This window comes from Arthrobacter vasquezii (assembly GCF_029455255.1).
GTDB lineage: Bacteria > Actinomycetota > Actinomycetes > Actinomycetales > Micrococcaceae > Arthrobacter_D > Arthrobacter_D parietis.
Map to the genome: position 1 here is coordinate 1 of NZ_JAROKN010000013.1, position 22,763 is coordinate 22,763.

Annotated in this window: 20 protein-coding genes; 8 read left to right on the top strand and 12 right to left on the bottom strand. The window is 60.2% G+C overall.

Annotated elements, in window-relative coordinates; all coding sequences use genetic code 11:
• From P4U43_RS07275 to P4U43_RS07295, 5 genes are all read right to left on the bottom strand, one after another.
• Positions 1 to 1,102: alpha-amylase family glycosyl hydrolase (locus P4U43_RS07275; protein WP_277358119.1), on the bottom strand; the 1,102-nt coding region annotated here is incomplete at its 3' end.
• Positions 1,099 to 1,989, bottom strand: a complete 891-nt coding sequence (locus tag P4U43_RS07280) for a carbohydrate ABC transporter permease (RefSeq protein ID WP_277358120.1) — start codon at positions 1,987 to 1,989, stop codon at positions 1,099 to 1,101. The genes P4U43_RS07280 and P4U43_RS07275, both read right to left, overlap by 4 nt.
• Positions 1,989 to 2,996, bottom strand: a complete 1,008-nt coding sequence (locus P4U43_RS07285) for a carbohydrate ABC transporter permease (protein WP_277358121.1) — start codon at positions 2,994 to 2,996, stop codon at positions 1,989 to 1,991. The genes P4U43_RS07280 and P4U43_RS07285 overlap by 1 nt, the downstream gene beginning before the upstream one ends.
• A gap of 84 nt (positions 2,997 to 3,080) precedes the next feature.
• Positions 3,081 to 4,409, bottom strand: a complete 1,329-nt coding sequence (locus P4U43_RS07290) for an ABC transporter substrate-binding protein (RefSeq protein ID WP_277358122.1) — start codon at positions 4,407 to 4,409, stop codon at positions 3,081 to 3,083.
• 45 nt (positions 4,410 to 4,454) lie between these two features.
• Complete coding sequence (locus tag P4U43_RS07295; RefSeq protein WP_277358123.1) at positions 4,455 to 5,432, bottom strand: LacI family DNA-binding transcriptional regulator; 978 nt, start codon at positions 5,430 to 5,432, stop codon at positions 4,455 to 4,457.
• Between the two features lie 414 nt (positions 5,433 to 5,846).
• On the opposite strand from P4U43_RS07295, the gene P4U43_RS07300 reads away from it, so the two are divergent.
• Positions 5,847 to 7,085, top strand: a complete 1,239-nt coding sequence (locus P4U43_RS07300) for a cobalamin-independent methionine synthase II family protein (RefSeq protein ID WP_277358124.1) — start codon at positions 5,847 to 5,849, stop codon at positions 7,083 to 7,085.
• 88 nt (positions 7,086 to 7,173) lie between these two features.
• Here the strand turns inward: P4U43_RS07300 and P4U43_RS07305 are convergent, their stop codons facing one another.
• From P4U43_RS07305 to P4U43_RS07325, 5 genes are all read right to left on the bottom strand, one after another.
• The gene (locus P4U43_RS07305) at positions 7,174 to 7,659 is read right to left on the bottom strand and encodes a GNAT family N-acetyltransferase (protein ID WP_277358125.1); all 486 of its coding nucleotides are present in this window, start codon (positions 7,657 to 7,659) and stop codon (positions 7,174 to 7,176) included.
• The gene (locus P4U43_RS07310) at positions 7,656 to 8,339 is read right to left on the bottom strand and encodes a DUF2306 domain-containing protein (RefSeq protein ID WP_277358126.1); all 684 of its coding nucleotides are present in this window, start codon (positions 8,337 to 8,339) and stop codon (positions 7,656 to 7,658) included. Before P4U43_RS07310 ends, P4U43_RS07305 begins: the two co-directional genes overlap by 4 nt.
• A 61-nt stretch (positions 8,340 to 8,400) precedes the next feature.
• Positions 8,401 to 9,504: a type I restriction endonuclease gene (locus P4U43_RS07315; RefSeq protein ID WP_277358127.1), complete on the bottom strand. Its 1,104-nt coding sequence runs from the start codon at positions 9,502 to 9,504 to the stop codon at positions 8,401 to 8,403.
• Between the two features lie 236 nt (positions 9,505 to 9,740).
• Positions 9,741 to 10,967 carry a hypothetical protein gene (locus P4U43_RS07320; RefSeq protein ID WP_277358128.1) on the bottom strand — a complete coding sequence of 409 codons (1,227 nt, stop codon included), beginning with the start codon at positions 10,965 to 10,967 and terminating at the stop codon, positions 9,741 to 9,743.
• Positions 10,968 to 12,188: 1,221 nt separating this feature from the next.
• Positions 12,189 to 12,824 carry a GntR family transcriptional regulator gene (locus P4U43_RS07325; RefSeq protein ID WP_277358129.1) on the bottom strand — a complete coding sequence of 212 codons (636 nt, stop codon included), beginning with the start codon at positions 12,822 to 12,824 and terminating at the stop codon, positions 12,189 to 12,191.
• A 265-nt stretch (positions 12,825 to 13,089) separates the two neighbouring features.
• On the opposite strand from P4U43_RS07325, the gene P4U43_RS07330 reads away from it, so the two are divergent.
• The 7 genes from P4U43_RS07330 (at position 13,090) to P4U43_RS07360 (ending at position 20,172) form a co-directional block, all read left to right on the top strand.
• Entirely contained in the window at positions 13,090 to 14,010 is a 921-nt protein-coding gene (locus P4U43_RS07330) for an NAD(P)-dependent oxidoreductase (protein ID WP_277358130.1), read from the top strand.
• A gap of 95 nt (positions 14,011 to 14,105) precedes the next feature.
• Positions 14,106 to 15,179 (top strand): Ldh family oxidoreductase, encoded by a 1,074-nt coding sequence (locus P4U43_RS07335; RefSeq protein WP_277358131.1) that lies wholly within the window; start codon positions 14,106 to 14,108, stop codon positions 15,177 to 15,179.
• Positions 15,179 to 16,189 carry a tripartite tricarboxylate transporter substrate binding protein gene (locus tag P4U43_RS07340; RefSeq protein ID WP_277358132.1) on the top strand — a complete coding sequence of 337 codons (1,011 nt, stop codon included), beginning with the start codon at positions 15,179 to 15,181 and terminating at the stop codon, positions 16,187 to 16,189. Before P4U43_RS07335 ends, P4U43_RS07340 begins: the two co-directional genes overlap by 1 nt.
• Entirely contained in the window at positions 16,180 to 16,716 is a 537-nt protein-coding gene (locus tag P4U43_RS07345) for a tripartite tricarboxylate transporter TctB family protein (RefSeq protein ID WP_277358133.1), read from the top strand. Before P4U43_RS07340 ends, P4U43_RS07345 begins: the two co-directional genes overlap by 10 nt.
• The gene (locus P4U43_RS07350) at positions 16,706 to 18,241 is read left to right on the top strand and encodes a tripartite tricarboxylate transporter permease (RefSeq protein ID WP_277358134.1); all 1,536 of its coding nucleotides are present in this window, start codon (positions 16,706 to 16,708) and stop codon (positions 18,239 to 18,241) included. The genes P4U43_RS07345 and P4U43_RS07350 overlap by 11 nt, the downstream gene beginning before the upstream one ends.
• Before the next feature lie 81 nt (positions 18,242 to 18,322).
• Entirely contained in the window at positions 18,323 to 19,012 is a 690-nt protein-coding gene (locus P4U43_RS07355) for an RraA family protein (protein WP_277358135.1), read from the top strand.
• A gap of 161 nt (positions 19,013 to 19,173) precedes the next feature.
• Positions 19,174 to 20,172 carry a hydroxyacid dehydrogenase gene (locus P4U43_RS07360; protein WP_277358136.1) on the top strand — a complete coding sequence of 333 codons (999 nt, stop codon included), beginning with the start codon at positions 19,174 to 19,176 and terminating at the stop codon, positions 20,170 to 20,172.
• Between the two features lie 323 nt (positions 20,173 to 20,495).
• Here the strand turns inward: P4U43_RS07360 and istB are convergent, their stop codons facing one another.
• Positions 20,496 to 21,284: an IS21-like element helper ATPase IstB gene (gene istB / locus P4U43_RS07365; protein WP_056549599.1), complete on the bottom strand. Its 789-nt coding sequence runs from the start codon at positions 21,282 to 21,284 to the stop codon at positions 20,496 to 20,498.
• Entirely contained in the window at positions 21,284 to 22,501 is a 1,218-nt protein-coding gene (istA, locus tag P4U43_RS07370) for an IS21 family transposase (RefSeq protein WP_277358137.1), read from the bottom strand. The genes istB and istA overlap by 1 nt, the downstream gene beginning before the upstream one ends.
• Between the last annotated feature and the right edge of the window lie 262 nt (positions 22,502 to 22,763).

A 22,763-nucleotide genomic window follows, 5' to 3' on the forward strand; every position in this document is an offset into this window, starting at 1 on the left:
AGATGTACGCGCCACCGGGCAGCCCGAGGACGGCGAGCAGGCCGGCACGTGCTCGCAGGGCTCCGCGCTCACCTCCGCCGAACCGTGTGGCGGAGCGGACGATGTCGTGGTTCTCGAGCGCCCAGGTTGGAGCTGCGCCGTGCTCCCTGCGCGCTGCCTCAAGTTCGGTACCCACGGCTGCCCAAGCAGCGGCATCCCAGCCCAGTTTCACGAAAGCGAACGCGAATGCCTGGTGCATCTCGTCGTGCCGCGTGTAACGGGCGGCGCGATGCGGGTCAAGATTCACTTCACCGACGAGCACCCGCTCCGCGGAGTAGGAGTCGGCGACTCTGCGCCATCGCCGGTACACCTCGTGCACATCCTCCTGGTCGGATACGTGGAGGTTGGAGCGCAAGCCGTCGACCACTGAGTCAGCATTGACGGCGTCAGGCAGTCCGTCAGCCTTGAAGAGCGCGTGTGCGACGTCGATGCGAAGCCCGTCCACTCCCTTGTCGAACCAGAACCGCAGCACGCCCTCGAAGTAGTCGCCCACCGCCGGGTTGCGCCAGTTCCAGTCCGGTTGCTGCGGGGAAAAGAGGTGCAGATACCACTCCTGGTCTGTGTCCGAGCCTGGGCTGACCCGGCTCCACGCGCGGCCGCCGAAGACGCTTTGCCAGTTATTCGGCGCGGTGTCAGCGTCGCGCCCGTTCGCGAAGTGGAACATTGCCCGCTCGGGAGTGCCAGGTCCGGCGGCGACTGCGGCCTGGAACAGGGGATGCTCCGACGAGCAGTGGTTGGGCACCACGTCGAGGAAGATCCGAAGGCCCAGCGCGTGAGCTGCCTGGAGCAGTTCATCGAACTGCTCCATGGTTCCGAAGAGCGGATCGACGCCGCAGTAGTCGCTGACATCGTAGCCCTGATCCACTTGCGGGGATGGCTGAAATGGTGTCATCCAGATGCCGTCCACGCCGAGCGATGCGATGTAGGGCAGGCGGGACAGTAGCCCGGCGAGGTCCCCGACGCCATCGCCGTCGCCGTCGGCGAAGGAGCGGGGATACACCTGATAGATGACGGCGTCCTGCCACCAGCGGGGCCTCTGACCGGCCGACGTTGCGTCACTCATTTGGTGGCTCCCGATGTGAGGCCTTCAACGATGCGCCGCTGGAAGATGAGCACCATGATGACCAGAGGAACGGTGACGATCACACCGGCTGCCATCTGCTCTCCGAAGGGGGCCTGGAACTCAGTGGCTCCGGTGAACTTCGAGATAGCGACCGTGGCGGTCTGGAGATTGGGATCGTTGATCATTGAGAGAGCGATGATGAACTCGTTCCAACTATGGATGAAGGTAAGGATCGCCGTCGTGAAGACGCCCGGGGCGGCCAGCGGCAGCAGCACCTTTCGGAACGCCTGCCACTTCGTGCAGCCGTCGATCATCGCCGCTTCTTCGAGGTCAAAGGGCAGTGCCTTCATGAAGGTGGTGAGGTTCCAGACCGCGAGCGGGATGGCGAAGGACAGGTTGGGCACAATCATCGCCTGGTAGGTGTTGATCCACCCGATGTCGGTGAACAGGCGCAGCAGAGGCACGACCACGGAGATGCCGGGGAACATCGACGTTGCGATGATGACGCCGAGAATTACGGACTTGAACCGGAAGTTCAGACGCGAGATGGCGTACGCCGCGAAGATGCCGAGCACCAGCGCTGCCGTGGTGGTGACGCCGGCGACGATCAAGCTGTTGACGAGGGCCCTGCCGAACAGCGTGGCGCCGTCGAACACCTTGACGTAGTTCTCGGCCGAAAACGGTTGGGGGATGGGACTGTTCTCGAAGATGTCTGCCGTGCGGCGGAAGCTGGAAACGAGCATCCAGTAGAACGGTGCGAGGCAGTAGACAAAGATCGCTGCGAGGCCGACGTACGTGAGGTAGGTCTTCCAACCGCGTCTCTTGAGCTTGCGCTGCGGGGCGTCGTCGGGTGTTTCGGTGGGTGTCAGAACGGGAATCTGGGTCATTAGAGTGCCTTTGCCTTCCGGGTGCGGCCGGCCCTGCGGAGGGCGCGCACCTCCTTGGTTCCGGCGACATCGGCGCCGAGCAGCTTCACGAAGACGATGGCAACGAGGGCCACATAGAGGAAGAGGATGATGGCGAACGCCGATGCCGATCCGTAGCGCAGCTGGTTCGACTCATCCCACGCAAGCATGGAGAGGGTCTCCACAGATTGTTTGCCGGGGCCGATCAGCACGAAGGGGAGATCGAACATCCGCAGGGCATCAAGAAGCCGGAAGAGGACGGCGACAAGCAGCGTCGGCTTCACGAGCGGGAGGGTGATGGAGCCCAGCTGGCGCCACCAGCCGGCGCCGTCGATGCGGGCGGCCTCGTACACTTCCTCGGGGATGACCTGCATTCCGGCCAGGACGAGCAGCCCGATGAACGGTGCTGTCTTCCAGACTTCGGCGATGATCACCGCCGCTTTCGCCTGGAATCCCTCGGCGGTCCATAGGATCTCGCTGCCGATCAGGTGGTTGGCGATGCCGTCCGACTGGAAGATCCAGCGCCAGAGCAGGCCGGAGACGGCGGTAGGTATCGCCCAGGGAATGAGGATGCTGGCTCGCAGCAGGCCGCGCCCCTTAAACGCTCGGTTCATCGCCAATGCGAGGCACAGGCCGAGGACAGTCTCAAGCGTGACGGTGGTAAGGGTGAAGAAAGTGGTGTTGGCGAGCGCATTCAGAAATCTTCCGCCGGAATCGCCGACGAACATATCGGTGTAGTTCGCGAGCCCGACGAACTTCTCGCCCTCTGCAACGAAGCCGCTCTCGTCCAGCCCGGATTCCTCCCGGAAGAGCGACTGGTACAGGGCAGAAATGAGGGGGTAGGCAATGACCAGCGCCAGCACCAGCAGGGTGGGGGAGAGCAGCAGTGCCGCCATCCTGCCTTCGCCTGGGCTGCGGGTACCGGGTTTGCGCTTGTGGGGGAGCTGGCCGCTCCGAGCATGCGGGCGCGCAGGGGTACTGGTACTCATGGGGTCCTCACTGAGCGTGTTTCGTGGAAACGAGGCCGGGTCAGCGGCCGCCGCACATGCGTGCGACGGCCACTGCGCCGCCGACTATTCGGCTGACAGTTCTTCGAGCTTCGCTTGCATATCGGCAAGGGCCTGCTCGGGGGTCTTTTCCCCGGTGAGGGCGGCATAAGCCTCCTCCTGGATGGCCGTCGTCGTCGCGCCGTACTGGACTACCTTGGGACGCGGCTGCGCATTCTCGAGGGATTCGAGGAGCGTGGGATAAAACGGACGCTCTTCGACGACGGCGGTATCCTCAAGGAGCGACGGGTAGACGGGCGCACGTGAGCTCTTGTCCAGGCGTGCCTTTGACTCTTCCTCGCTGGTGAAGAACTTGATGAAGTCGAGGGCGGTTGCCTTGTTCTCCGTGAAGGGTGACACAGCGAGGTTCCTGCCGCCGAGGGTGGATACGCCGGGGTTGTCCCCGATGCCCGGAACGGCGCTGATGCCGAATTTGTCGACGACGTCGCTGGAGCCATCCGTCGCGGTGAGCGAGGAGTAGACAAAGGGCCAGTTGCGCAGGAAGACGAGCTCGCCTTCCTGGAAGGCGCGGCGGCCCTGCTCCTCGAGGTACGTGATGGCATCGCTGGGGACGAGTCCCTTTTCGAACGCTTCGGTGAGCTGGGTGAGGCCGGCGAGGGCTTCCGGAGTGTCTACTGTCGGGTTGCCCTCGGCGTCGAACACCTGGCCGCCGGCGGAACCGACGGCTTCGGTGAAGTTCACGGTCAGGGCTTCGTTCTTATCGAACTGCCCGGCGTAGCAGGACATGTCCGCAGCCTCGGGGAGGGCAAGCACCTTCTCGCAGGCAGCCGTCATTTCCTCCCAGTTGGTGGGAGGAGCATTGACTCCGGCAGCCTCCAGGAGATCAGTGCGGTAGTAGAGCAGTGCGCCGTCGGTGTAGTACGGGGCGCCGTACAACGTGTCGCGGTAGGACGCGGCCTCAACCGTCGCTGGAATCATCGATTCCGTCGGCAGGGCGTCTTCGGGCAGCGGCAGGATCCAGCGGTTCGCGGCGAACTCCGAGGTCCAGACGACGTCGAGGTTCAGGACGCTGAAGGTATCCGACTCGATCTGGGCGTTCTGCACCAGTTGCTGGCGCTGCTGGTCCGCGGAATCGGGCAGTTCGATGAACGTTACCTGCTCGTCTGGATGTTCCGCGTTCCACTTGTCGATGCTGTCCTGTGCGGCGCCGGAGGCGTCTCGGGACGAAACGTAGTTGATGGGTCCACGGCCTTCGAATGCAGCGGCTGCATCCTGCTGCTGTTCTGCCTCGCCGCCGGATTCGCTGCTTCCGCCGCAGCCGGTGAGTGCGAGGACGGAAATGGTCAGTGCTGCTGTTCCGAGGAGGATCTGCCGGGAATGGCGTCGTTGCCTCATGTTTGTGCTCCTTACGAGTGGGGTACTGCTAATTCGGGGTCGGTGTTATTGATGGGGTGGACTGGTGCTGCCGCGGGAAATGATGGAGTGCGGCATGATGCGCGGTCCGAGGTCACGGGCGCGCAGGATTTTGTTGACCGCCGTCTTGCCCATGTCTTCGAGGGGCTGAGCGACGGTGCTGAGGGGAGGGTGGACGTGCTGGGACGTTGAGGTGTTGTCGAAACCGAGCACCGAGACGTCGTCCGGGACGCGCCGTCCTCGCTCCTGTAGTTCGTTCACGACGGCGGCGGCCATCTCGTCGCTTACGGCGAAGACCGCGGTGAGATTCGGCTCCTGCCTGAGCAGGTCATCGAGGCCGGGGGCACCGCTGTCGTAGAAGAAGGTTCCGTGTGCCACGACGGGTGTGCGGCCGGCCTCGCTCATGGCCCGCTCGTAGCCGCGCTGCCGTGGATGGGCGACATAGATTGACGTCGGGTCCCCGGCGAGCAAACCAATCCGCTGATGCCCTAGGGACAGCAGGTGACGCGTGGCGTCGTAGGCAGCCCGCTCGTCATCGATGGAGACGCTTGGGGGACCGGACCTGTCGCTGATGGCGACCGAAATGACCGGGATGTTTGGGCCGAGGAGCTGCCGCATCTCCTGGGTAATGACCGCGGAGATCAGGATGACGCCGGCGGCCCGGTAGGTGCGCAGGGTTCGTAGGTAACCGTCGATGAAAACCGACTGTGATCCCGTCCGACCCAGCATGACGGCGTAGCCGTGCTCGCGGGCGGCTTCCTCGACGCCGCGCATAACCTCTGAAGCGAGCGCATCGGACACCATGGGGGCGAGGAGCCCGATCACCGAGGTCTGCCGCGTCTTAAGGCCACGGGCCATGAAGTCGGTTTCGTAGTTGAGGCGGAGCACAGCTTCCTCGACGCGCTGCCGCGTTTCCTCGGAGTATCCCAGGAGGCCGTTGACGACCCGCGAGACAGTGGCCGCCGATACGCCGGCGTCCTTCGCAACGTCCCTGATAGTCGTCATAGTCCTCCTCCCGTGTCTGAGCGCAAACGGTTTACGTAAACGGTTTCGTGATCTGCGGCACCCACACTACGCAAACGTTTGCGTGATCCGTGAACGTTTGTAAACGGTGCGCTGAAGGGAGGACTGAAAGGGCCGGTGAAGCGGCTTGTACGGAAGTGGCCGCCGGTGAGAGTCGGGTCCATTACGTCATGTTTTCGTGAGCGACGGCGTTGCCGTCCATGATGGTGAATAGCCCCTCCGATTGGTGCTCAGTTTCGGCTGTGGAGGGGGCGTGCCTGCGTTACCAGTGGATTTAGAGCCCTAAGCCACACCATCCAGAGCAGCTGAGAGACCTGCCTCCGTGACGCTGCAGCTTCCCCCGGATTTCCCTGTCCGGAAGGGTGCTAATGGTAGGACCGATGGAAGGAAAGCTTCATGACACTTGATCGCATTCACACCAGCCACGCGGGCTCACTGCCGCGCACGCCCGAACTCATCGAGGCCAACGCCGCACGTACCTTCGCCGAAGACGGCTTCACCCTCGAGCGGACGCCAGAATTCGAGGGCCTGCTCACCGCAGCAGTAATCGATCTGGTCCAGCGGCAGAAGGATCTCGGGATCACGATCCCGGGCGATGGCGAGTACGGGAAGGCGATGTCCAACGCGGTCGATTACGGCGCCTGGTGGACCTACAGCTTTCAGCGCACCGCGGGCCTCGAACTGACGGACTTCAACCCGATCCTTGCAGAACCTGTCCGCAGCGAACCCGGCGCGATCAAATTGACTTCTTTCGCTGACCGCCGCGACTGGACCCGCTTCGCAGCGGCGTATCAGGATCCTGAAAGCGGCATTCAGATCGGCAAGAACGCTACCGCTTTCCCGTCCGCTACCGGGCCTATCTCGTATACCGGGCAGGAGGCGCTCGCCAGCGACATCGCGAACCTGAAGTCGGGGCTGGGCGCTGCGGGCATTCCGACCGGATTCATCACGGCACTTTCGCCGGGATCCGCCAGCAGGATCGGCAACGACTACTACGCCACGGAGGAAGAGTTCATCTACGCATGGGCTGATGTCCTGCGCGAGGAGTACAAGGCGATCGTCGAAGCAGGACTCATCGTGCAGATCGATGATCCCTCGATTGCCGAGAACTGGGACCAGATCAATCCGGAGCCCAGCGTCGAGGACTACCAGAAGTTCACCCAGATCCGGGCAGAGGCGTTGAACTACGCCATTCGCGGGCTTCCCGAGGAGCAGGTCCGGCTCCACATCTGCTGGGGTTCCTGGCACGGTCCGCACACCACGGACATCGAGTTCAAGGACATCGTCGATCTGGTACTGGGGATCAACGCCGGCTCGTACTCCTTCGAGGCCGCGAACGCTCGCCACGAACACGAGTGGGCGCTTTGGCAGGACACGAACCTTCCGGCCGGGAAGGTGCTGGTTCCCGGCGTCGTCTCCCATGCGACCAACGTCGTCGAGCACCCGGAACTGGTTGCCCAGCGCATTGAGCGCTTTGCTTCGCTGGTTGGCCGGGAGAATGTCATTGCCTCTACCGACTGCGGTCTGGGCGGCAGGATTCACCCGCAGATTGCTGCAGCGAAGCTCGAGTCACTTGGTCGTGGTGCCCAGATCGCAACGGACAAGCTCTTCGCCCGTTCCGGGACGCTGCTCTAGTTAGGCATCCGCGCCCATCCCTCGTGTCAGCCGCTGGGCTGCAGATGAGGGAGCACGACGGCGGCACTCCGCTGCATGGTCGAAGCGGTCAGTGCGTCAGGTCTCGCCCAAGATAGACCGATCCCGGATCATCCGCATAGATGCCGAAAGCGGATACGGGTTCGTAGCCGGCTGACCAGTACAGGTTCAGGGCAGCGGCGTGTTGTTGGTTCGTCTCGAGGACCATCATGCCAATGCCGGCTGCGGCTGCTGACCGTTCCAGCCACTGCAACATGGCTCGGGAGTACCCGTTTCCTCGGTGTGCTTCCGCCACGTACATGCGTTTGAGTTCGGCGCGGCCGTCATCGTGCAGTCGCCAGCCTCCGATGGCAATGGGGGTGCCGTCAAAGTAGCCGACGGCGAAACCTCCTTGGGGCGGCGCGAACTGGTCCGCGTCGACAGGGCTGTCATCTCGCGAGCCGTAAATTTGTACGTACTCGTCCTGCAATCCTTCGACCAGGGCGGCCGCATCGGGTGAGTTATACGGGATCGAGACGATCGATATGCCGTTCGGCACAGCTTCGTTGGTGCTCATCCTGTCAGGGCGGGGGTGCGGCGCAGCCACCATTCGCCGACGGCGACGTGCATCGAGAGCGCGAGCCAGAAGGCGATGCCGAACATCGTCGGGTCCGGGGTGGCTGGCGTTGTCCCTCCGGAGGTTGCCTGTTCGATGCCCTCGAAGATGCCGACCCAGATCCTGATGGTGCCGACGCCGAGTCCAACGGCGAATGCGCGGATCATCCAGCGGCGATGCTGCGGTACCTCGTTACGCCGGATCGCGAGGAATGCGAGCACGAGGCAGGCCAGGAACCAGCAGCCAAAGAGTAGGGTCGCGACGGCCTCGGGTGCGCCTCCCCAGGCGTTGGGGATGCCGAAGAGGAGTGCGAACAGTCCGGACAGAAGGGCGCAGCTGAGCAGTACCCGTCCGAGCCACCGATGCACGGTGTAGTGCCGGCTTCGGAACCGGCGTGACAGCTGCAGCGGTGCTCCCAGGAGGAAGATGACGCCCGGAGCGATATGGAGGTAAGCAAGCCATGGGTGGGCGACGTACCGTACGCCGAAGTCGTCGTCGGGTGTGGTTCCGGCGAGGATGTTGGGCCAGTCCGACGCCACCCGAATCGCCGCGAAGACCAGCACGATCGTGACCAGCACGCCGATTGTTATTGCGGCACGACGCACGAGCCGCGGGCTTGCAACCGCCAGCTTCTCCGCCACCAGCGGATCGTTGCACCATGTGAGTTGGGTGTCAATGGCCTACGGTGCGTCCGCGCGAACCTCAGTTGGCTGAAGGCTCCAGGTACGCTCTCACCGAACTGCGCAGCGCTTCCGTGTGCTCGTAAATCTCGTCCAATGAACTGATCGGTACCCGAGTCTCCGCCTTGTTCTCATCGAACAGTCCGAGGTACTTCTGCATGCGATTGAAGTGCAGACGAGCGATTGGCTTGCGGTTGTTGTCGTCGAGAAGGACCGCGCAGTACGACTTGGCGTCACGTTGAACAATCCGGGCCGGCTTCACATCCCCGCAGACGATGGCGCGGACGATATGGAAGCCCTCCATCTCTTCGAGGGTCGTCTCGATACCTGTCTCGACAGGGTCTTCTTCTACAGATGCTTCGCTAGTGACCGTCGCCGCAATCTCGGCATCGTTGGCCATTGGAAAGTTTGGAGCGCCCAGTGCGGTCTTGAGACGGTCATTAACCTGCTCGTTGAGGAACTGCTTCGTTGCTTTCGTGACGAGTCCCGTGAATTGGTCCCGGACTCTCTGGGTGAACGGACCGTCGTAGACCTTGGAAGTAAGAAATTTGATCCAGTCGTCCGCGGGCTCGCGGAACTCCGCTGCGATAGCTCGTTTGATGGCGCCGATGTACTTCAGCTCGCCGGCAGCGCTGATAATGGAATCGAGGTCGAATTCGTCCTTGGAGAGCTTCATCAGCTCCGGGATAAGCGTTTCATCAACGTCATTCAGGTCGAGTACCAAAAACGGCTTGGCATCCATCCGGTTCGGCGCGTCCAGGTCCGTGAAGAACTCGTATACCTCGCCGTTGGTGAGGATGGCAATCCGTGCATTCGTCACTGCGAAGTAGCGGAAGAGCTGCGATGCATGCTCAATACGGAGTGGTTCTTTGGACTTCTTACACTCCATGAGGATCTGCACCGTGCCACCGTGCATGATCGCGTAGTCAATCTTCTCGCCCTTCTTCACGCCGACCTCGGCAATGAACTCAGGCACGACCTCAAGTGGATTGAAGACGTCGTATCCGAGAATCGTCGAGATGAATGGCATGACGAATGCGTTCTTGGTCGCTTCTTCCGTCTCGATCTGGCCCTTCTGCTGGCGCACTTTTGCGGCCAGCGCGGTCAGGCGTTCTGCAAACTCCATTGTTCCCCCTAGGTGGTCTCTCCTCAGAGTAGCCATAAGACGCTTCACATATGATTTGGAACATGGTTCGCGGGAGGGGATTCATCTCGCGATGGACGGCCACATCGGGGCTACCCATGCTCGGACTCAAGGTCAGGAAGGAAGCTTCCGCCCGAGGCTATTGCCTTCAGTTCCTGTTGAGACCGAATTCGCGGGTCATCAGGGCCGCCATGTAGTGGGATTCGACTGAGTTCACCTCAGATGACGGTGTGCTCGATCCGAGGTTCGTTCACGTCGAACGCGCAACGCGCCTGGCCCTTCACAGGGAAGCTTTGCAGAGTAGCGGCATCGCTGCGAGCATCTTTCACTGCTTTAGTTGTCCAAGCTAGAATTGCGGCCGCATCAGCTAGCTTGACAACGTTTGCAGCTACTTTGACTGCTTGTGCACGCTCCAAGCGTTGCGGATCAGAGGACGGATGCTCGAAGAACTTCGCGTCTTTGAGCATGCCCTTAACTGTTTCGAAGCTGCATCCCATGAATTGCGCTATCTCATTTCGCGTTAATCCGTCTTGTTGAAGAGCCAAGGCTTGATGACAGCGGTTCAGGCGAGCGCTTCGGCTAATCTCGTTCGCATCGGGTGCTGGAATACCGCGTGCTCTCAGCAGTGACCGTACCTGATGTTCTGAACACTTGAGTGCTCTCGCTATGGCCGTCTTGGGAAGTCCCTGACTCGCCAGTTCAGTGATCGATCTCTCCAGATCCCGCTTCTCCTCAGCTTCTCGCGCCATTTTGAGGAGCTTGGCCCTTTCCGCATCTTTGGTCGCAGCGATTCTTTGCTGGCGCGCCTCTTCTTTTCGCTCTTTATCCCGAAAGATCAGCTGCTGACGCAGAGCAAAAGGAATCTGAACGCCGCGTCGTTTCGACCATACAAGGCCAGGCGCAAGGTGTTCCCTCGAACGGATTGCCCTCACGTCTATTTTGGCTAGGTCCTGCGACGTTTGCATCGCCCGTAACTGTATCTCGGCTGGCAAATCATCGATCAACGCGTTGCACTCAGCAGGAATGCCCGAATCCCGGTGGAAGCGATCCTGATTTCTCCACCAAGGCAGGAAAACAATTGCTGATCGAGCATCGGTTTCGGGATGAACTCGCACTTCTCCGCGGGCCTGAACTGCTCGCCCAAGCCTGTTGTGGCCGGCTACGTACTCGTGCACGCCGGCGGCAAAGGCAGACGCCATGTAACCGATGCGTCTGCCTTCAACATGGAATGCAACTGCCCAGGGGTCATGGGGGTTCCCGGGCTCGGGCACCAGCTCGACGGTGATGCTAGTCCTTCTCCGGTAATCGGCCAACACGGACCCGTGGAAGAACGCGCCTCTGACGAAGTGATTATCGAATGTCGATGCACCGCCTAATTCGATCATGTATCGCCCGCCTGGGCGGATGTATTCCCTTGGCGGCGGGGTGTAGTTGCTTTCAACCATGAGTTTTTGCCCTTTTCCATCTCTCTGACGAGCACTTGTTTAGCATGTCTCATGCAAAATGAGCTCATCCTCCTTCAGCTGGTGCCTTCATGCCCACGGCTGACAGCCATCCCGCGCCCAAACGATATGTCAGGGGATGTCCGGCCCCCCTTTCCGCGACAAGTAACCTCGCCTGCCCGTCCGGAACTTCTCCTTCGCGCAGGAGGATGAGCTGTTCGCAGCGGCAGCTAGGCAGGGCTTCACCTGGCGGTGCACGGTGCACGGTGCACGGCGCGCACTGCGATCGGTTGCTATGGGGAATGCCATGAACCATAGGGCTCCCCTGGCGGCGCAAGCAACTCTCTGCAGGGTGAAAGGCGAGCCGTTCGTGTTCCCGGGCTTAGATGCCCGTTGAAACGGGTAGACGGATATGACCGACGCCGGGTCCTTACCGAGCACATGGTGTGGGCCGCCACAACGCCTGCCGTCGCCCACGGAGTCCTCAACATCGTCTGATGCGATATATTTCGGCGACGATAAGATGTGGCCGAAGCTGGCCGCCAATTGCGGCGTCGAATGGGAGGGCTATGAAGGCTCGCGCGATATTGAGGACGTCACGGACGTGGGCAAGAGCCGAGACGCTGGCTTGATCGGGAACCGACACACACCCGGTGCCTTCATCGCCCTGCTCGATCGCTACCGCACCGCCAAGCTCATTCCCGAAGATGAGAATTCAGCGTTTGCCGCGGGTTGTGACGCCATGGCCTGCTGGCGAATATGGCGGCGGCGCTTGCCCATGCGGCCCCTCCCAATCGATTGGTGCCGAAGGTGACTCGCAACCTACTTCTCAGTTCAAAAGGAACGGCCCTACTTAGGAGACGGAGTAACAAGACATGAAGTGAGTAGTGGCGGGGAGTGGGGTTGTCTCGTCCTAGTGTGTTGCAACCCTAGAGTTGCAAGACAAGTGGATGTTGCAGACGCCGGAACTTCATCGTGCACCTTCTCCGGCAGGTCTTACGGGATCGGGGTGCCAGTGATCCTGCGAGCTTCGACTGTTGGCATGGAGGTCCGAGGAGCGTTGGCTTTGCGAGCCATTCGACCCGGGCAGCATGGCGTTCGGCCTCGTCGCACTTCCACTATGTGCAAGTCGCCCAAGGATTTGAGGGTATTCCGAGTCCCTGGACGCATCGCATCCCGCGGGCTGGTCATGCCATCACTTTGGGGGTGATTCGGCCATTTTGTTTACCGACTGGTGAGCGCGGCATAGGCATTGCGCAGATGCCCCTCCATTAGGACACGTGCGCGTAGCTCGTCGCCTTTCGTGATGGCGTCAGCAACGAGTCGGTGGTCTTGCAGGCTTCGGTGAAGTTGAGCATGCGAGTAGTACTGGAAAGAACCCGACATCAGTGGGGCGAGGGCTAGATCCTTGACGATGTTGAACAGCCGGGGTGAGGCGGCTGCTTCGAGGATGAGCAGGTGGAGTTCGTGGTTGAGTTCTGCAACTTCGGCTCGGTACCCGTCGGGCTGCTCATCGACGAGTACTTCCATACGGTCGCACAACTGATTCAAGGTCTCGATCTGGGACTCCGAACGATTGCGTGCAGCCAGCCCGGCAGCATGGGACTCCAGCAGTGCTCGTATGGACATCACCTCTGCAGCATCGGCGTTGGTCCACTCTGCAACGAACACGCCACGGTGGGGTGATATCACAACGAGCCCTTCATCTGCGAGCTTTCTCAGCGCGCTCCTGATTGGGGTTCGACTGACGCCATATTCGGCGCATAGGTCGCGCTCGGTGAGGTGGCTTCCGGGTGGGATTTTTCCAGTGGTTATCTTGGCGCGAAGATCCCGCAGTACGTCATGGCTCCGTGTCCCCATCACTCTCCCGAGATCGATATTGCGTGAATCAAGATGAACTTCGTGTCAAGCCTAGTCTCGAGTGACTGAGAACCGAGCAGTGCGCCACCTCTCATCAGCGACTACACCCGAATGCTTTCGTTCCGTCCTCGCGTCATGCTCGCGGCATCCTTAGAGAACCATAAAAGTACCACCTTGGTCTCTTCCCCCGTCCGGCCAATGGGATTTGGCAGAATGGTATTTAAATTGTACTGTTAGCAACATCACACACAACGAAGGGGTTGTTTTGAACATCACGATCATCGGTTTGGGTCAAGTTGGTCTGTGTTGGGCAGAGGCCCTTAGCGCAACTCACACGGTGTCTGTCTCAGATCCGCATCCGCCGGCAATAGCGAGGACCTGGTCCGAAAGCACGGGCATTCCGATTCGCCCGGAGGTTTCGGAGTGGATCGGTGGCCAGGACCTCGTCTTGATGTGCGTTCCGGGTTCGGTATTGCCTCTGCTGAGTGGCCCCCTCGCATGCCATGTGAGTGCTGGCGCGACTGTCGTTGATATGACAACGGCTGCTGCTCAGGCCAAGCGCGAAGCCGCCGCACTTATAGAGGCGTCGAATGTCGGGTATCTCGACGTCGCCATCACTGGCGCCGTCGCTCTCAGCGGCGTGCGCACACCCTTGCTTTGCGCGGGAAAGCGTAATACCTCGGTGGAGGAAATGTTCCTGAACGTGGGGGCACCATTCCGGCTGCTCCCCGATAGCACACCCGGTGATGCAGTGACTGTGAAGCTTTTGCGGTCGGTAATCATGAAAGGTTTGGAGGCGCTAGCTATCGAGGCCCTTCCCGCAGCCCGTTCGTATGGCGTACTCGATCACCTTTACGCGGTGCTCCAGGATGTGGACCAGGCACCGTTCACCAGCCTTCTCGAGAGCATGGTGGCAACTCATCCGGACCACGCTGTCCGTCGGCGTGCCGAAGTGATTGAAGCTGCAGGGCAGCTAAGCAGAGCGGGGTACCCCGCAGCGCTAACCGAGCACGTTGCAGAGAAATTTTCGACCACTGTAGACACCGTCAGCCGCCTCGGAGCGCCGACCAGTTCCACTTTCGAGGCGTCTATGGCCTGGTTGGAGATTACGGCAAAAGGAGCCACGGACCAGGCCGAAGCAGAGGACACGTCTGGGCCGTCTCTGCGACTCACTCAGCATAGTTAGTCGGGAGAGCGACATCGGCTCTTGGACTCGGTGTGCTCGACCAATTGATGTCCATCAAATAAGGAGATAATCATGGTCCGGATCTGGACGCATCGATGAGGTTTGTTGATTCCGTCGAGCTTCAGAACGCTGCTTGCTCGATCCTTGTAGCCTCTGGTTTTCCGATGGAACAGAGTGAGAAGATCGCACAGCATCTGGTACTGGCAAATCTGCGTGGAGTCGATTCCCATGGAGTGTCTCGCGTAGAAATCTACGCGAAAAGGTTGTCCGCCGGCTTGACAAGCACGGCTGATGAAGCCGTAGTGGAACGCGAAACGGATTCATCCATCCTCCTGAACGGCATGTCCCGGCATGGCATACTCAACGCCACTGAAGCGATAGATGCGGGCGTCGCTAAAGCGATAGAGACTGGAATCTGCATGGTCGGGGTGCGCAATTCCAGCCATTGCGGCATGATGGCCGACTACACCGGCCGGGCAGCGTCACAAGGCCTCATTGCAATCGGAATGACAAACGCTCCGGCAAATATGCCCCCGTGGGGAGGCTCCAAGCGGTACCTCGGAACGAATCCGTTTTCCTATGCCATCCCAAGGTACGGCGCGCCCCCGATCATCTTCGATATGGCTAGCAGCGTGGTCGCCCGCGGAAAAATCATCCTGGCGGGCACCAACGGGACGTCGATTCCAGTGGGATGGGCGCTGGACAAGGACGGACATCCAACGACTGACCCTGCAGAAGCCCTCGATGGCGTCGTCCTTCCTGTGGGCGGACCGAAAGGCTACGGGATAGCACTGATGGTTGAAATCCTCAGTGGGATCTTAACTGGCAGCAACTTCGGGCCCCACATCCCGGATCTCTATAAAGATCTTGAGCATGACCAAAACTTAGGTCACGCATTCGTGCTTGTACGCGCCGACCTTTTTCGTTCCGTAGAGGATTTCCATGCCGACACCGAGGCACTGATTGCCGAAATAAAAGGTGTCGCACTGGCTTCCGGCTCGACGGAAATTTTACTACCCGGCGAGATCGAAGAACGCACCGCGAACAAGCGTCGGTCCGAGGGGATTCCGCTCACTGAGGAAGTCACGGCTCTCCTCGAAACAACCGCTCGCCAATATGGCGTCACAACAAACCACAACTTGGTAAATACCAGCAAAGGAGCACGGTAATGATGACACGCATAAGCAAAGGTGCAGGCATCGCAGCGATGGCCGCAGCGATCGCACTTTCCAGCAGCGCTTGTGGCGGGGGGAACACTGCCGGAAGCAACGAAAGCGGTGGCGGCAGCGACTACCCTTCCAAGCCCATCCAGCTCATCGTCTCTTTTGACCCGGGTGGCGGAACCGACACAGGCGCCCGAATTCTCGCGACACATCTCGAGGATGAACTTGGCGTTCCTGTTCAGGTTGTGAACCAGCCAGGCGCAGCGGGATGGGTCGGCTGGGCTTCATTGGTGAAGGCCGATCCTGATGGTTATACCCTCGGCTATATCAATACGCCCAACCTCATGACCGGCTATCTGAATCCGGAGCTCGACCGTTCCAATAGCCTCGATGACTTCTGGCCCATCGCTAACCACATTACGGATCCTGGTGCTATCGCAGTGCGCGCCGACGATGATCGATTCCCAGATCTTGATGCGTTCATCAAATACGCGCAAGAAAACCAAGTGACCACCACTTCATCCGGATTGGCCAGCGATGACCACATCGCAGCGTTGAAAATAAACAAGGAAAACGGTACAAAGCTCGAAACCGTTCAAGGCACCGGAGCAGCCGAGGGCAAAGCCGGGGTTCTAGGCGGACACATTGACGCCTACTTCGCCAATGTCGGCGAAGTTGCGCTGGAAGCAGAAAGCGGAGACCTGCGCATCTTAGGCGTCATGTCTGAAGAACGCTCAGCCTTCCTTCCAGACGTTCCAACCATTGAAGAAAGTGGCTACGGCGACATTTACAACTGGTCGGCCCGAGGGATTGCCGCTCCCGCAGGAATCCCCGAGAACGTACAAGAAGTATTGAGCGAAGCGTTCGAGACGGCAATCACTAAGCCCGAGCATCAAGCCGAGATGGATGAACAGGCTCTGTTCATCGATTACAAGGGCCACGACGAGTACGTCGAGATGCTGAAAAAAGAGGAAGAAGACCTCATGGACCTGCTCCCCCTCCTCGGATGGCAATAACCAGCACCGACAACGAGGAGAAAAGCATCGTGCAATTAGAAAAAGCCTTGTCGAAGCAGGACATTGCAGTGGGCACCATCATCGCTGCTGTGGGGGTTGCCGTCACGGTCTTGAGTCTCGGGATTCCGGGAGAAGCGCGCTACTTCCCTTTTGCGCTCAGTGTTCTGCTGATCTTTCTGGGTACCTTCGTCCTACTTAAAGCTGCGCGTTCCTATGCCGACGGGCGCAAGTACGACACGGATGCCCAGCTCCTCACCCGCCGAAACGTGCGCGCGCCAGCAACGGTACTGCTGCTGACCATCGCCTACGTCGTTGCCGTTTACTTCGTCGGGTTCTTCCCAGCGTCAGCCCTATTTATGGTGGCTTATTTCTTATACGCAGGAGTGCGCGGGGTTCTGAAGTACGTCCTGCTGGTCGGAATCTTCCTGGCCTTCATCTATTTCCTGTTCGTCTACCAACTAAACGTACCGGTGCCGATGGGTGAGCTATTCGCCGCGCACATGGAAGGAGGAACCAATGAGTGGTGACATGCTTGTAAGTGTTCTAGCTGAACTGTTCTCTTTGGATGTCCTGCTCGTCATGCTGCTGGGCGTGCTCGGCGGAATCCTCATTGGTTCATTACCCGGGTTGAGCGCCACCATGGCGATCGCTCTGCTAATTCCCGTAACGTTCAGCATGGAAACCATCCCCGGTCTCGTGCTTCTGGTATCCGTGTACACCGCCGCCGTATATGGCGGAAGTATCTCGGCGATACTCCTTCAGACTCCTGGAACTCCGTCCTCCGCCGCCACCAGCCTCGATGGTTACCAGATGACCCTGAAAGGTGAGGGAGCGAAAGCTCTCAGCGTCGCCACGATAGCGTCCGTGGTCGGTGGGGTTCTGAGCGGGATCGCGTTGCTCTTCGTCGCCCCGAAGTTAGCCCAGGTCTCGCTTGCCTTCGGAGCACCGGAATACTTCATGATCGCTGTATTCGGCCTTACCATCGTGGGCGGCCTAGCTGGTAAGTCGATGGCAAAGGGAATAGCAGCGGCCGTTGTCGGACTCCTTCTCGGCACTATAGGGATAGACCTCCTCACGGGGTACCCGCGGTTCACCTTCGGCGCAGCGTCGCTCGAGGGTGGAATCTCCCTCATTCCCGCAATGATCGGCCTGTTCTCCATGGCGCAAGTTATGGTGCTGGTCGAATCTCGCGGGAACACCGGGGAGACCATCACGACGCCGAGCTCCGTACGCGGAAGCAGCCTACCCTCGAAGGCCGAACTCCGGCGGATAACCCCAACGATCGGGAAGTCCTCCATCATCGGAACTTTCGTCGGAATCCTCCCCGGTGCCGGCGGCGACATCGGATCCTGGATCGCCTACAACGAAGCCAAACGCTCCAGCAAACGCCGACATGAATTCGGCAAGGGTGCAATCGAGGGCGTAGCGGCACCAGAAGCAGCGAACAACGCAGTCGTCGGTGGGGCACTGATTCCCATGCTCACTCTCGGCATTCCAGGTAGCACGGCCACAGCCATCCTCCTCGGCGGTTTGATCATGCAAGGAATGATTCCCGGGCACGAGCTGTTCACGGTCTTCGCTGTAGAGACCTACAGCATGATCTCCGGATTCATTCTCGCGACTATCGTGATGGGCGTCATCGGCCTCCTTGGCGCACGCTACTTCGTGAAAGTCGCCTCCGTGCCCAATGGCATCATCGCCGCGTTGATCGTGGTTCTCTCAGTGATCGGCTCCTACGCGATGGCCAACAACATCTTCGACGTTGGTGTGATGGTCGCTTTCGGTGCCATTGGTTACCTGATGAAGAAGGCAGACATACACCCTGCCCCCGTCATCCTCGGGCTAATCCTCGGACCAATCGCCGAAACCGGGTTCCGCCAGTCCCTCATCATGGCAGCAGACTCACCGCTGTTGGCCTTCTACCTCCAGCGCCCCATCACAGTTGGACTCATAATCCTGACGTTGCTGACCCTGCTTGCTCCGCCGATTCTGGCGAAAGTACGCAAAAAGAAGGTCCGCGAGGAAGTCCCCACGGCGGGACAAGGCGACTAACACCCGTACTTGTCAGAATTCCACCCCGGTAGCTGACTGCCCACAGCCGAGTTCAAGCGCAAGCTCAAAGGAGAATCACCAATGCAAACTGAATGCCGCCTCTACCCCGCCAGCCCCATGCCGCCAACAGAGTTGATCGAACGTCTTAAGGGCCTCGCTTCGTCTTTGGTGTCCGACGTGTTCGGACGTTGGGCCGGCGCACCAGGACTACTTCCAGTCTCCGGACTGGCCCCCGGCCAAGTGATCGCTGGTCCCGCCTTCACCGTGCGTACCCGCCCCGGCGACAACCTCGTCGTCCATAAAGCATTGGACATCGCCCGCCCCGGTGAAATCCTCGTGATTGCCGCCGGCGGGGCAACCGACAGAGCCATACTCGGCGGCCTTATGGGCCAATACGCACAAACTAAAGATCTCGCTGGCATCATCGTGGATGGAGCGGTCCGCGACAGGTCAGACCTGGATCGTGTTTCGCCGCCTGTCTTCGCCGCCGGAATAAGTCATCTGGGCCCCTATAAGAGCGGACCAGGCGAATTACGTTGCCCCATCTCCGTCGCAGGACTCACAGTGCTCGACGGCGACATCATCATCGGCGACGAAGACGGCATAGCTGTATTGCCCCGAGCGAGAGGCGAGGAACTCATCACCGCAGCCGAAGCCAAAGGGGAGGCTGAGGCCGCGGAAAGCGCCGCCATACTCGCTGGAAACTGGGACAGAACCTGGATCGATGAAGGGCTGAAGATAGTGAACGTCCAAGCGTCTTCATCGAACTGAACCAAATTCACAGTCTGGCATTACGGGGACAAATTCGGGCAACCCAGGACGGACTCTTGACTGAACCTTCACCCGATAAATTCCTACCGCTCCATCAGCTTTGGGATCAGCTCGGATCGGTCGGACTCAAGCTCCTATCGCGCCACCATGTTTAGGAACCAATGACAGCAGTCGTATATGTGTCAGACCCGATCCACCCCGACGTTCTGAATAAGGTACAAAGTATCTGCACTCTGCGCTTTGGATTCGGACTATCCAAAGTGAACTACCTTGATGTCGCCGACACAGTCGATGCCGTGATCTTGCGCGGTGAGACCTTCACTAGCGAAATGATCGCTAGATCCCCTCGCCTAAAGATTATCGCCAGACACGGCGTTGGAACAGACAATGTAGACCTTCAGGCTGCATCCGAACACGGAGTCTGGGTCACCTCAACGCCAGGCGCTAACAGCAACGCCGTCGCCGAACACGTCTTCGCCCTTCTGTTCTCCAGTGCCCGCAAACTGTCTTCGGCGCAGCGCGCAGTCGTGGCAGGGAAATGGTCCGAGGACAAAGAAAACCTGATCGGGTTCGAGCTATCCGGCCGCACCCTCGGCCTCATCGGATTCGGATCGATTGGCAGGCGCGTAGCGCAGATGGCCGTGGGGCTTAGTATGAAGGTCCTAGTGTTCGATCCATACGCAAGCGCGGTCGACGTTGAGGCCGCCGGTGCTGCCTCTGTTGAGTTGGATGACCTTCTTAGGGTTTGTGATGTGGTGAGTCTCCACCTTCCCCTTCTGGCCTCGACCCGCCATCTTCTCGGGCGGGACCAGATCGCATTGATGAAGCCTTCGGCCCTTGTGATCAACACCTCACGTGGGGGACTCATCGACGAGGACGCGCTCTTGGCCGCCCTCGATTCCGGTGCCATTGCGGGCGCAGCCTTAGACGTTCTCGAAGCCGAGAACGTCGACATGAGGAACCCACTCCCACACAGCACTCTGGCAGCCGCCGAACGAGAAGGGCTCACTGTGACTCCCCACATAGCGGGCCAAACGATCGAGGCATTTCTCGAAGCCGGCAACTTAGCATGGGAAAGCGTACAGGACGTACTGAGCGGAAGACCGCCCAAGCGCACGGTCAACGCTCGGGTTCTGCAACCGGCACATATGCCTAGCTGACATTGTCACCACACAAGCGCAGCAGCCGTATACACAGAGCTGTGTGCCACTGATAGTGAACTACCTGCATGCATAAAGCTGCTCCCCGGGAGCCGGAACCGAATTTCTCAGTCCAGCTTCCGGGGAGCAGTTCACTCTGCATGCGCCCTCTGGTGATCCGGTCCGCTATCAGCTGCTTTTGCTCAGCTGCCAGATGCGCCAGCTTCGCGGGTGAGTAAAAGTCCGGCGACCTTTATTGATCCGTCAGCATTCAGGCTTTGTGTCAGCGATGGTCGAAAAGTGAGCCGTTTTGTGGGTTGAAATGTGAGCCACTTTGACGTTGGTTATTCTGCCGTATTTTCCGGCCTTGTCGAGGGCAGCGACTCTGCCTGGGTGTGTTTGAGCCGGTAGCTAGAGCCTTTGAGGGTGACGACCTCGGCGTGATGGACGATGCGGTCGATCATGGCCGAGGCGACGACCTGGTCACCGAATACGTCTCCCCAGCGTGCGAAGGGCAGGTTCGAGGTCAGGATCAGCGAGGCGTGCTCGTAGCGTGAGGACACGAGTTGGAAGAAAAGGTTTGCTGCGTCTTGCTCAAAGGGAATGTAGCCGACCTCGTCAACAATGATGAGCCGGTAACGGCGTAACCGAACCAGTTCCTGCGGCAGCCGCCCATTCTGATGAGCGGTTTGAAGGCGGGCGACCCAGTCGGTGGCGGTAGCGAACAGGACCCGGTGGCCGAGCTGGGTGGCGCGTAGCCCCAACCCGGTCGCCAGGTGGGTCTTCCCGGTTCCGGGCGGCCCGAGCAGGACGATGTTGGATGCTTCGGTGAGGAACGCACCGGTGGCCAGATGGGCGATGGTGTCTCGTTTAAGGCCGGGCTGATGATCGAAGCTGAAGTCCTCCAACGACTTGCGGGCAGGGAACCCTGCGGCTCTGGCCCGGGTCTCGGCTCCGGAGGCTTCGCGTGCGGCGACCTCGCGTGAGAGCACCGCGGCGAGGTATTCCTCATGCGTCCAGTTGTTATCGCGGGCCTGACCGGCGAGCCTGGGCGCCGCTTCGCGTATCCGAGGCGCCTTCATCGCCCGGGAGTAATACTCAATCTGGTTGATGGTCTCCTTCGCCTCAAGCATCAGGCCACCTGCCCGTCATCAAGGACCACACCGAAAGCCCGGTCGTAATCGGCCAGGTCCCGCAGCCCGGAGACATCCATGGCAGGTGCAGGGTTTTGAAAGGCTTTACGCAGAGCGCCGGCAGCCTCGACATGGTCAGGGTCGGTGATCGTCAGACCGGTTCCCCAGGACCGGCGATGGCTCCCAACGCACCGCCCATCAAGGGCGATCGTAACGGTGTCCAAGTCCGCGGTGACCTCGACGAACCTACCGATCGCCTGCGGGTGCACGGAATAGTCATTCGATGCCATCCGGACGTAGTAATCCCGCAGCAGCCGGACCCGGGTCCTGAAACCGGTCACCGGTGGAACCGGTGGCAGCCCCAACATCGCCGCCTTATCCCGGATGATCAGCTCAGCGGGCCGCGCCCCGGTCCGCCGGACCAGCCGGGCATTGGCGCGAGGCAACCACAGGCCGAGCTGAGCGTTGAAATCCTCCGGCGAGGTGAAGGATCGGCCGGGCAGGAAGGATGTCTCCAGGAACTGGTTCGCCCGCTCCACCACACCCTTGGATTCCGGGTCGTACGGTTTGACCTGCAAGATCCTGGTGGCCAGAACCCCCGCGAACGCTGCGACCCCGGCAGCGTAACTGTTCCGCCGCCCGATACCGGTTTCGTTATCCCAAATCAGCCGCCGCGGAACAGCACCCAGACGCCCGATGAGTTCCCACATGCCGGCCAGTAGATCCCCGGTCATCCGGGACGGGATCATCCGGGCCAGGATGAACCGCGAATACGAGGACACCATCACCAGAACCGGCAACACCCGTGGTTTCCCCTCACCGACCGGTATCCGCACCTCAGGGAACCACAGATCGCATTGCGCCTGATCACCCGGTTCGTAACTGATCCGGTCGGCGGGATCAGCCGGGGCGTACTCCGGGCGGATCCTAGCCACGTTCTCCCGGAACCATGCCGGAGACCCGGCCCAGCCCACCCGCTCCGCCAGCACCGTCGCCGGCATCCGCGGGTTCTCCTTCAACAGAGCCCGAACAGCCGGCTCCACCGCCTTGATCCCGGAGGCTTGCGGTGCACGAACATAAGCCGGTGGACCATCAGCACTCACCGCCTTCGCAACAGTGTTCCGGGAGACACCCAACCTCGCCGCTATCGACCTCATCGATTCACCCTCGGCAAGATGCAACCGCCGAATAAGAGCCCAATCCTCCACTGTGATCACCCACCCAATCGTTTGGAACAGGTGGCTCAGTTTTCAACCGTCACAACGGCTCACTTTTCGACCGTCACCGACACTTTGAGCCTCAATGTTTACGGTTACTGTGCCGGATGTGAGCAAGAGTTCGTCCATTTCGAAGGTTCCCAACCGTCGGTCCTGCGGTTCAGATCCAGAACGTAGTTTTGGTTCGCGCCGCCGGTGACTCGAATACGAGCGTATTCCAAACCATCACCGTGATTCATCCCGTGCACGGAACAGTCGGTAT

What these genes read in the sequence shown, in the direction of transcription:
- P4U43_RS07305 (WP_277358125.1), bottom strand. Translation starts at nt 7,659, where the DNA reads ATGAGCACCAACGAAGCTGTGCCGAACGGCATATCGATCGTCTCGATC.
- P4U43_RS07335 (WP_277358131.1), top strand. Translation starts at nt 14,106, where the DNA reads ATGAGGTTTGTTGATTCCGTCGAGCTTCAGAACGCTGCTTGCTCGATC.
- P4U43_RS07325 (WP_277358129.1), bottom strand. Translation starts at nt 12,824, where the DNA reads ATGGGGACACGGAGCCATGACGTACTGCGGGATCTTCGCGCCAAGATA.
- P4U43_RS07340 (WP_277358132.1), top strand. Translation starts at nt 15,179, where the DNA reads ATGATGACACGCATAAGCAAAGGTGCAGGCATCGCAGCGATGGCCGCA.
- istB (WP_056549599.1), bottom strand. Translation starts at nt 21,284, where the DNA reads ATGCTTGAGGCGAAGGAGACCATCAACCAGATTGAGTATTACTCCCGG.
- P4U43_RS07315 (WP_277358127.1), bottom strand. Translation starts at nt 9,504, where the DNA reads ATGGAGTTTGCAGAACGCCTGACCGCGCTGGCCGCAAAAGTGCGCCAG.
- P4U43_RS07345 (WP_277358133.1), top strand. Translation starts at nt 16,180, where the DNA reads ATGGCAATAACCAGCACCGACAACGAGGAGAAAAGCATCGTGCAATTA.
- P4U43_RS07280 (WP_277358120.1), bottom strand. Translation starts at nt 1,989, where the DNA reads ATGACCCAGATTCCCGTTCTGACACCCACCGAAACACCCGACGACGCC.
- P4U43_RS07285 (WP_277358121.1), bottom strand. Translation starts at nt 2,996, where the DNA reads ATGAGTACCAGTACCCCTGCGCGCCCGCATGCTCGGAGCGGCCAGCTC.
- P4U43_RS07355 (WP_277358135.1), top strand. Translation starts at nt 18,323, where the DNA reads ATGCAAACTGAATGCCGCCTCTACCCCGCCAGCCCCATGCCGCCAACA.
- P4U43_RS07360 (WP_277358136.1), top strand. Translation starts at nt 19,174, where the DNA reads ATGACAGCAGTCGTATATGTGTCAGACCCGATCCACCCCGACGTTCTG.
- P4U43_RS07300 (WP_277358124.1), top strand. Translation starts at nt 5,847, where the DNA reads ATGACACTTGATCGCATTCACACCAGCCACGCGGGCTCACTGCCGCGC.
- P4U43_RS07320 (WP_277358128.1), bottom strand. Translation starts at nt 10,967, where the DNA reads ATGGTTGAAAGCAACTACACCCCGCCGCCAAGGGAATACATCCGCCCA.
- P4U43_RS07290 (WP_277358122.1), bottom strand. Translation starts at nt 4,409, where the DNA reads ATGAGGCAACGACGCCATTCCCGGCAGATCCTCCTCGGAACAGCAGCA.
- P4U43_RS07295 (WP_277358123.1), bottom strand. Translation starts at nt 5,432, where the DNA reads ATGACGACTATCAGGGACGTTGCGAAGGACGCCGGCGTATCGGCGGCC.
- P4U43_RS07350 (WP_277358134.1), top strand. Translation starts at nt 16,706, where the DNA reads ATGAGTGGTGACATGCTTGTAAGTGTTCTAGCTGAACTGTTCTCTTTG.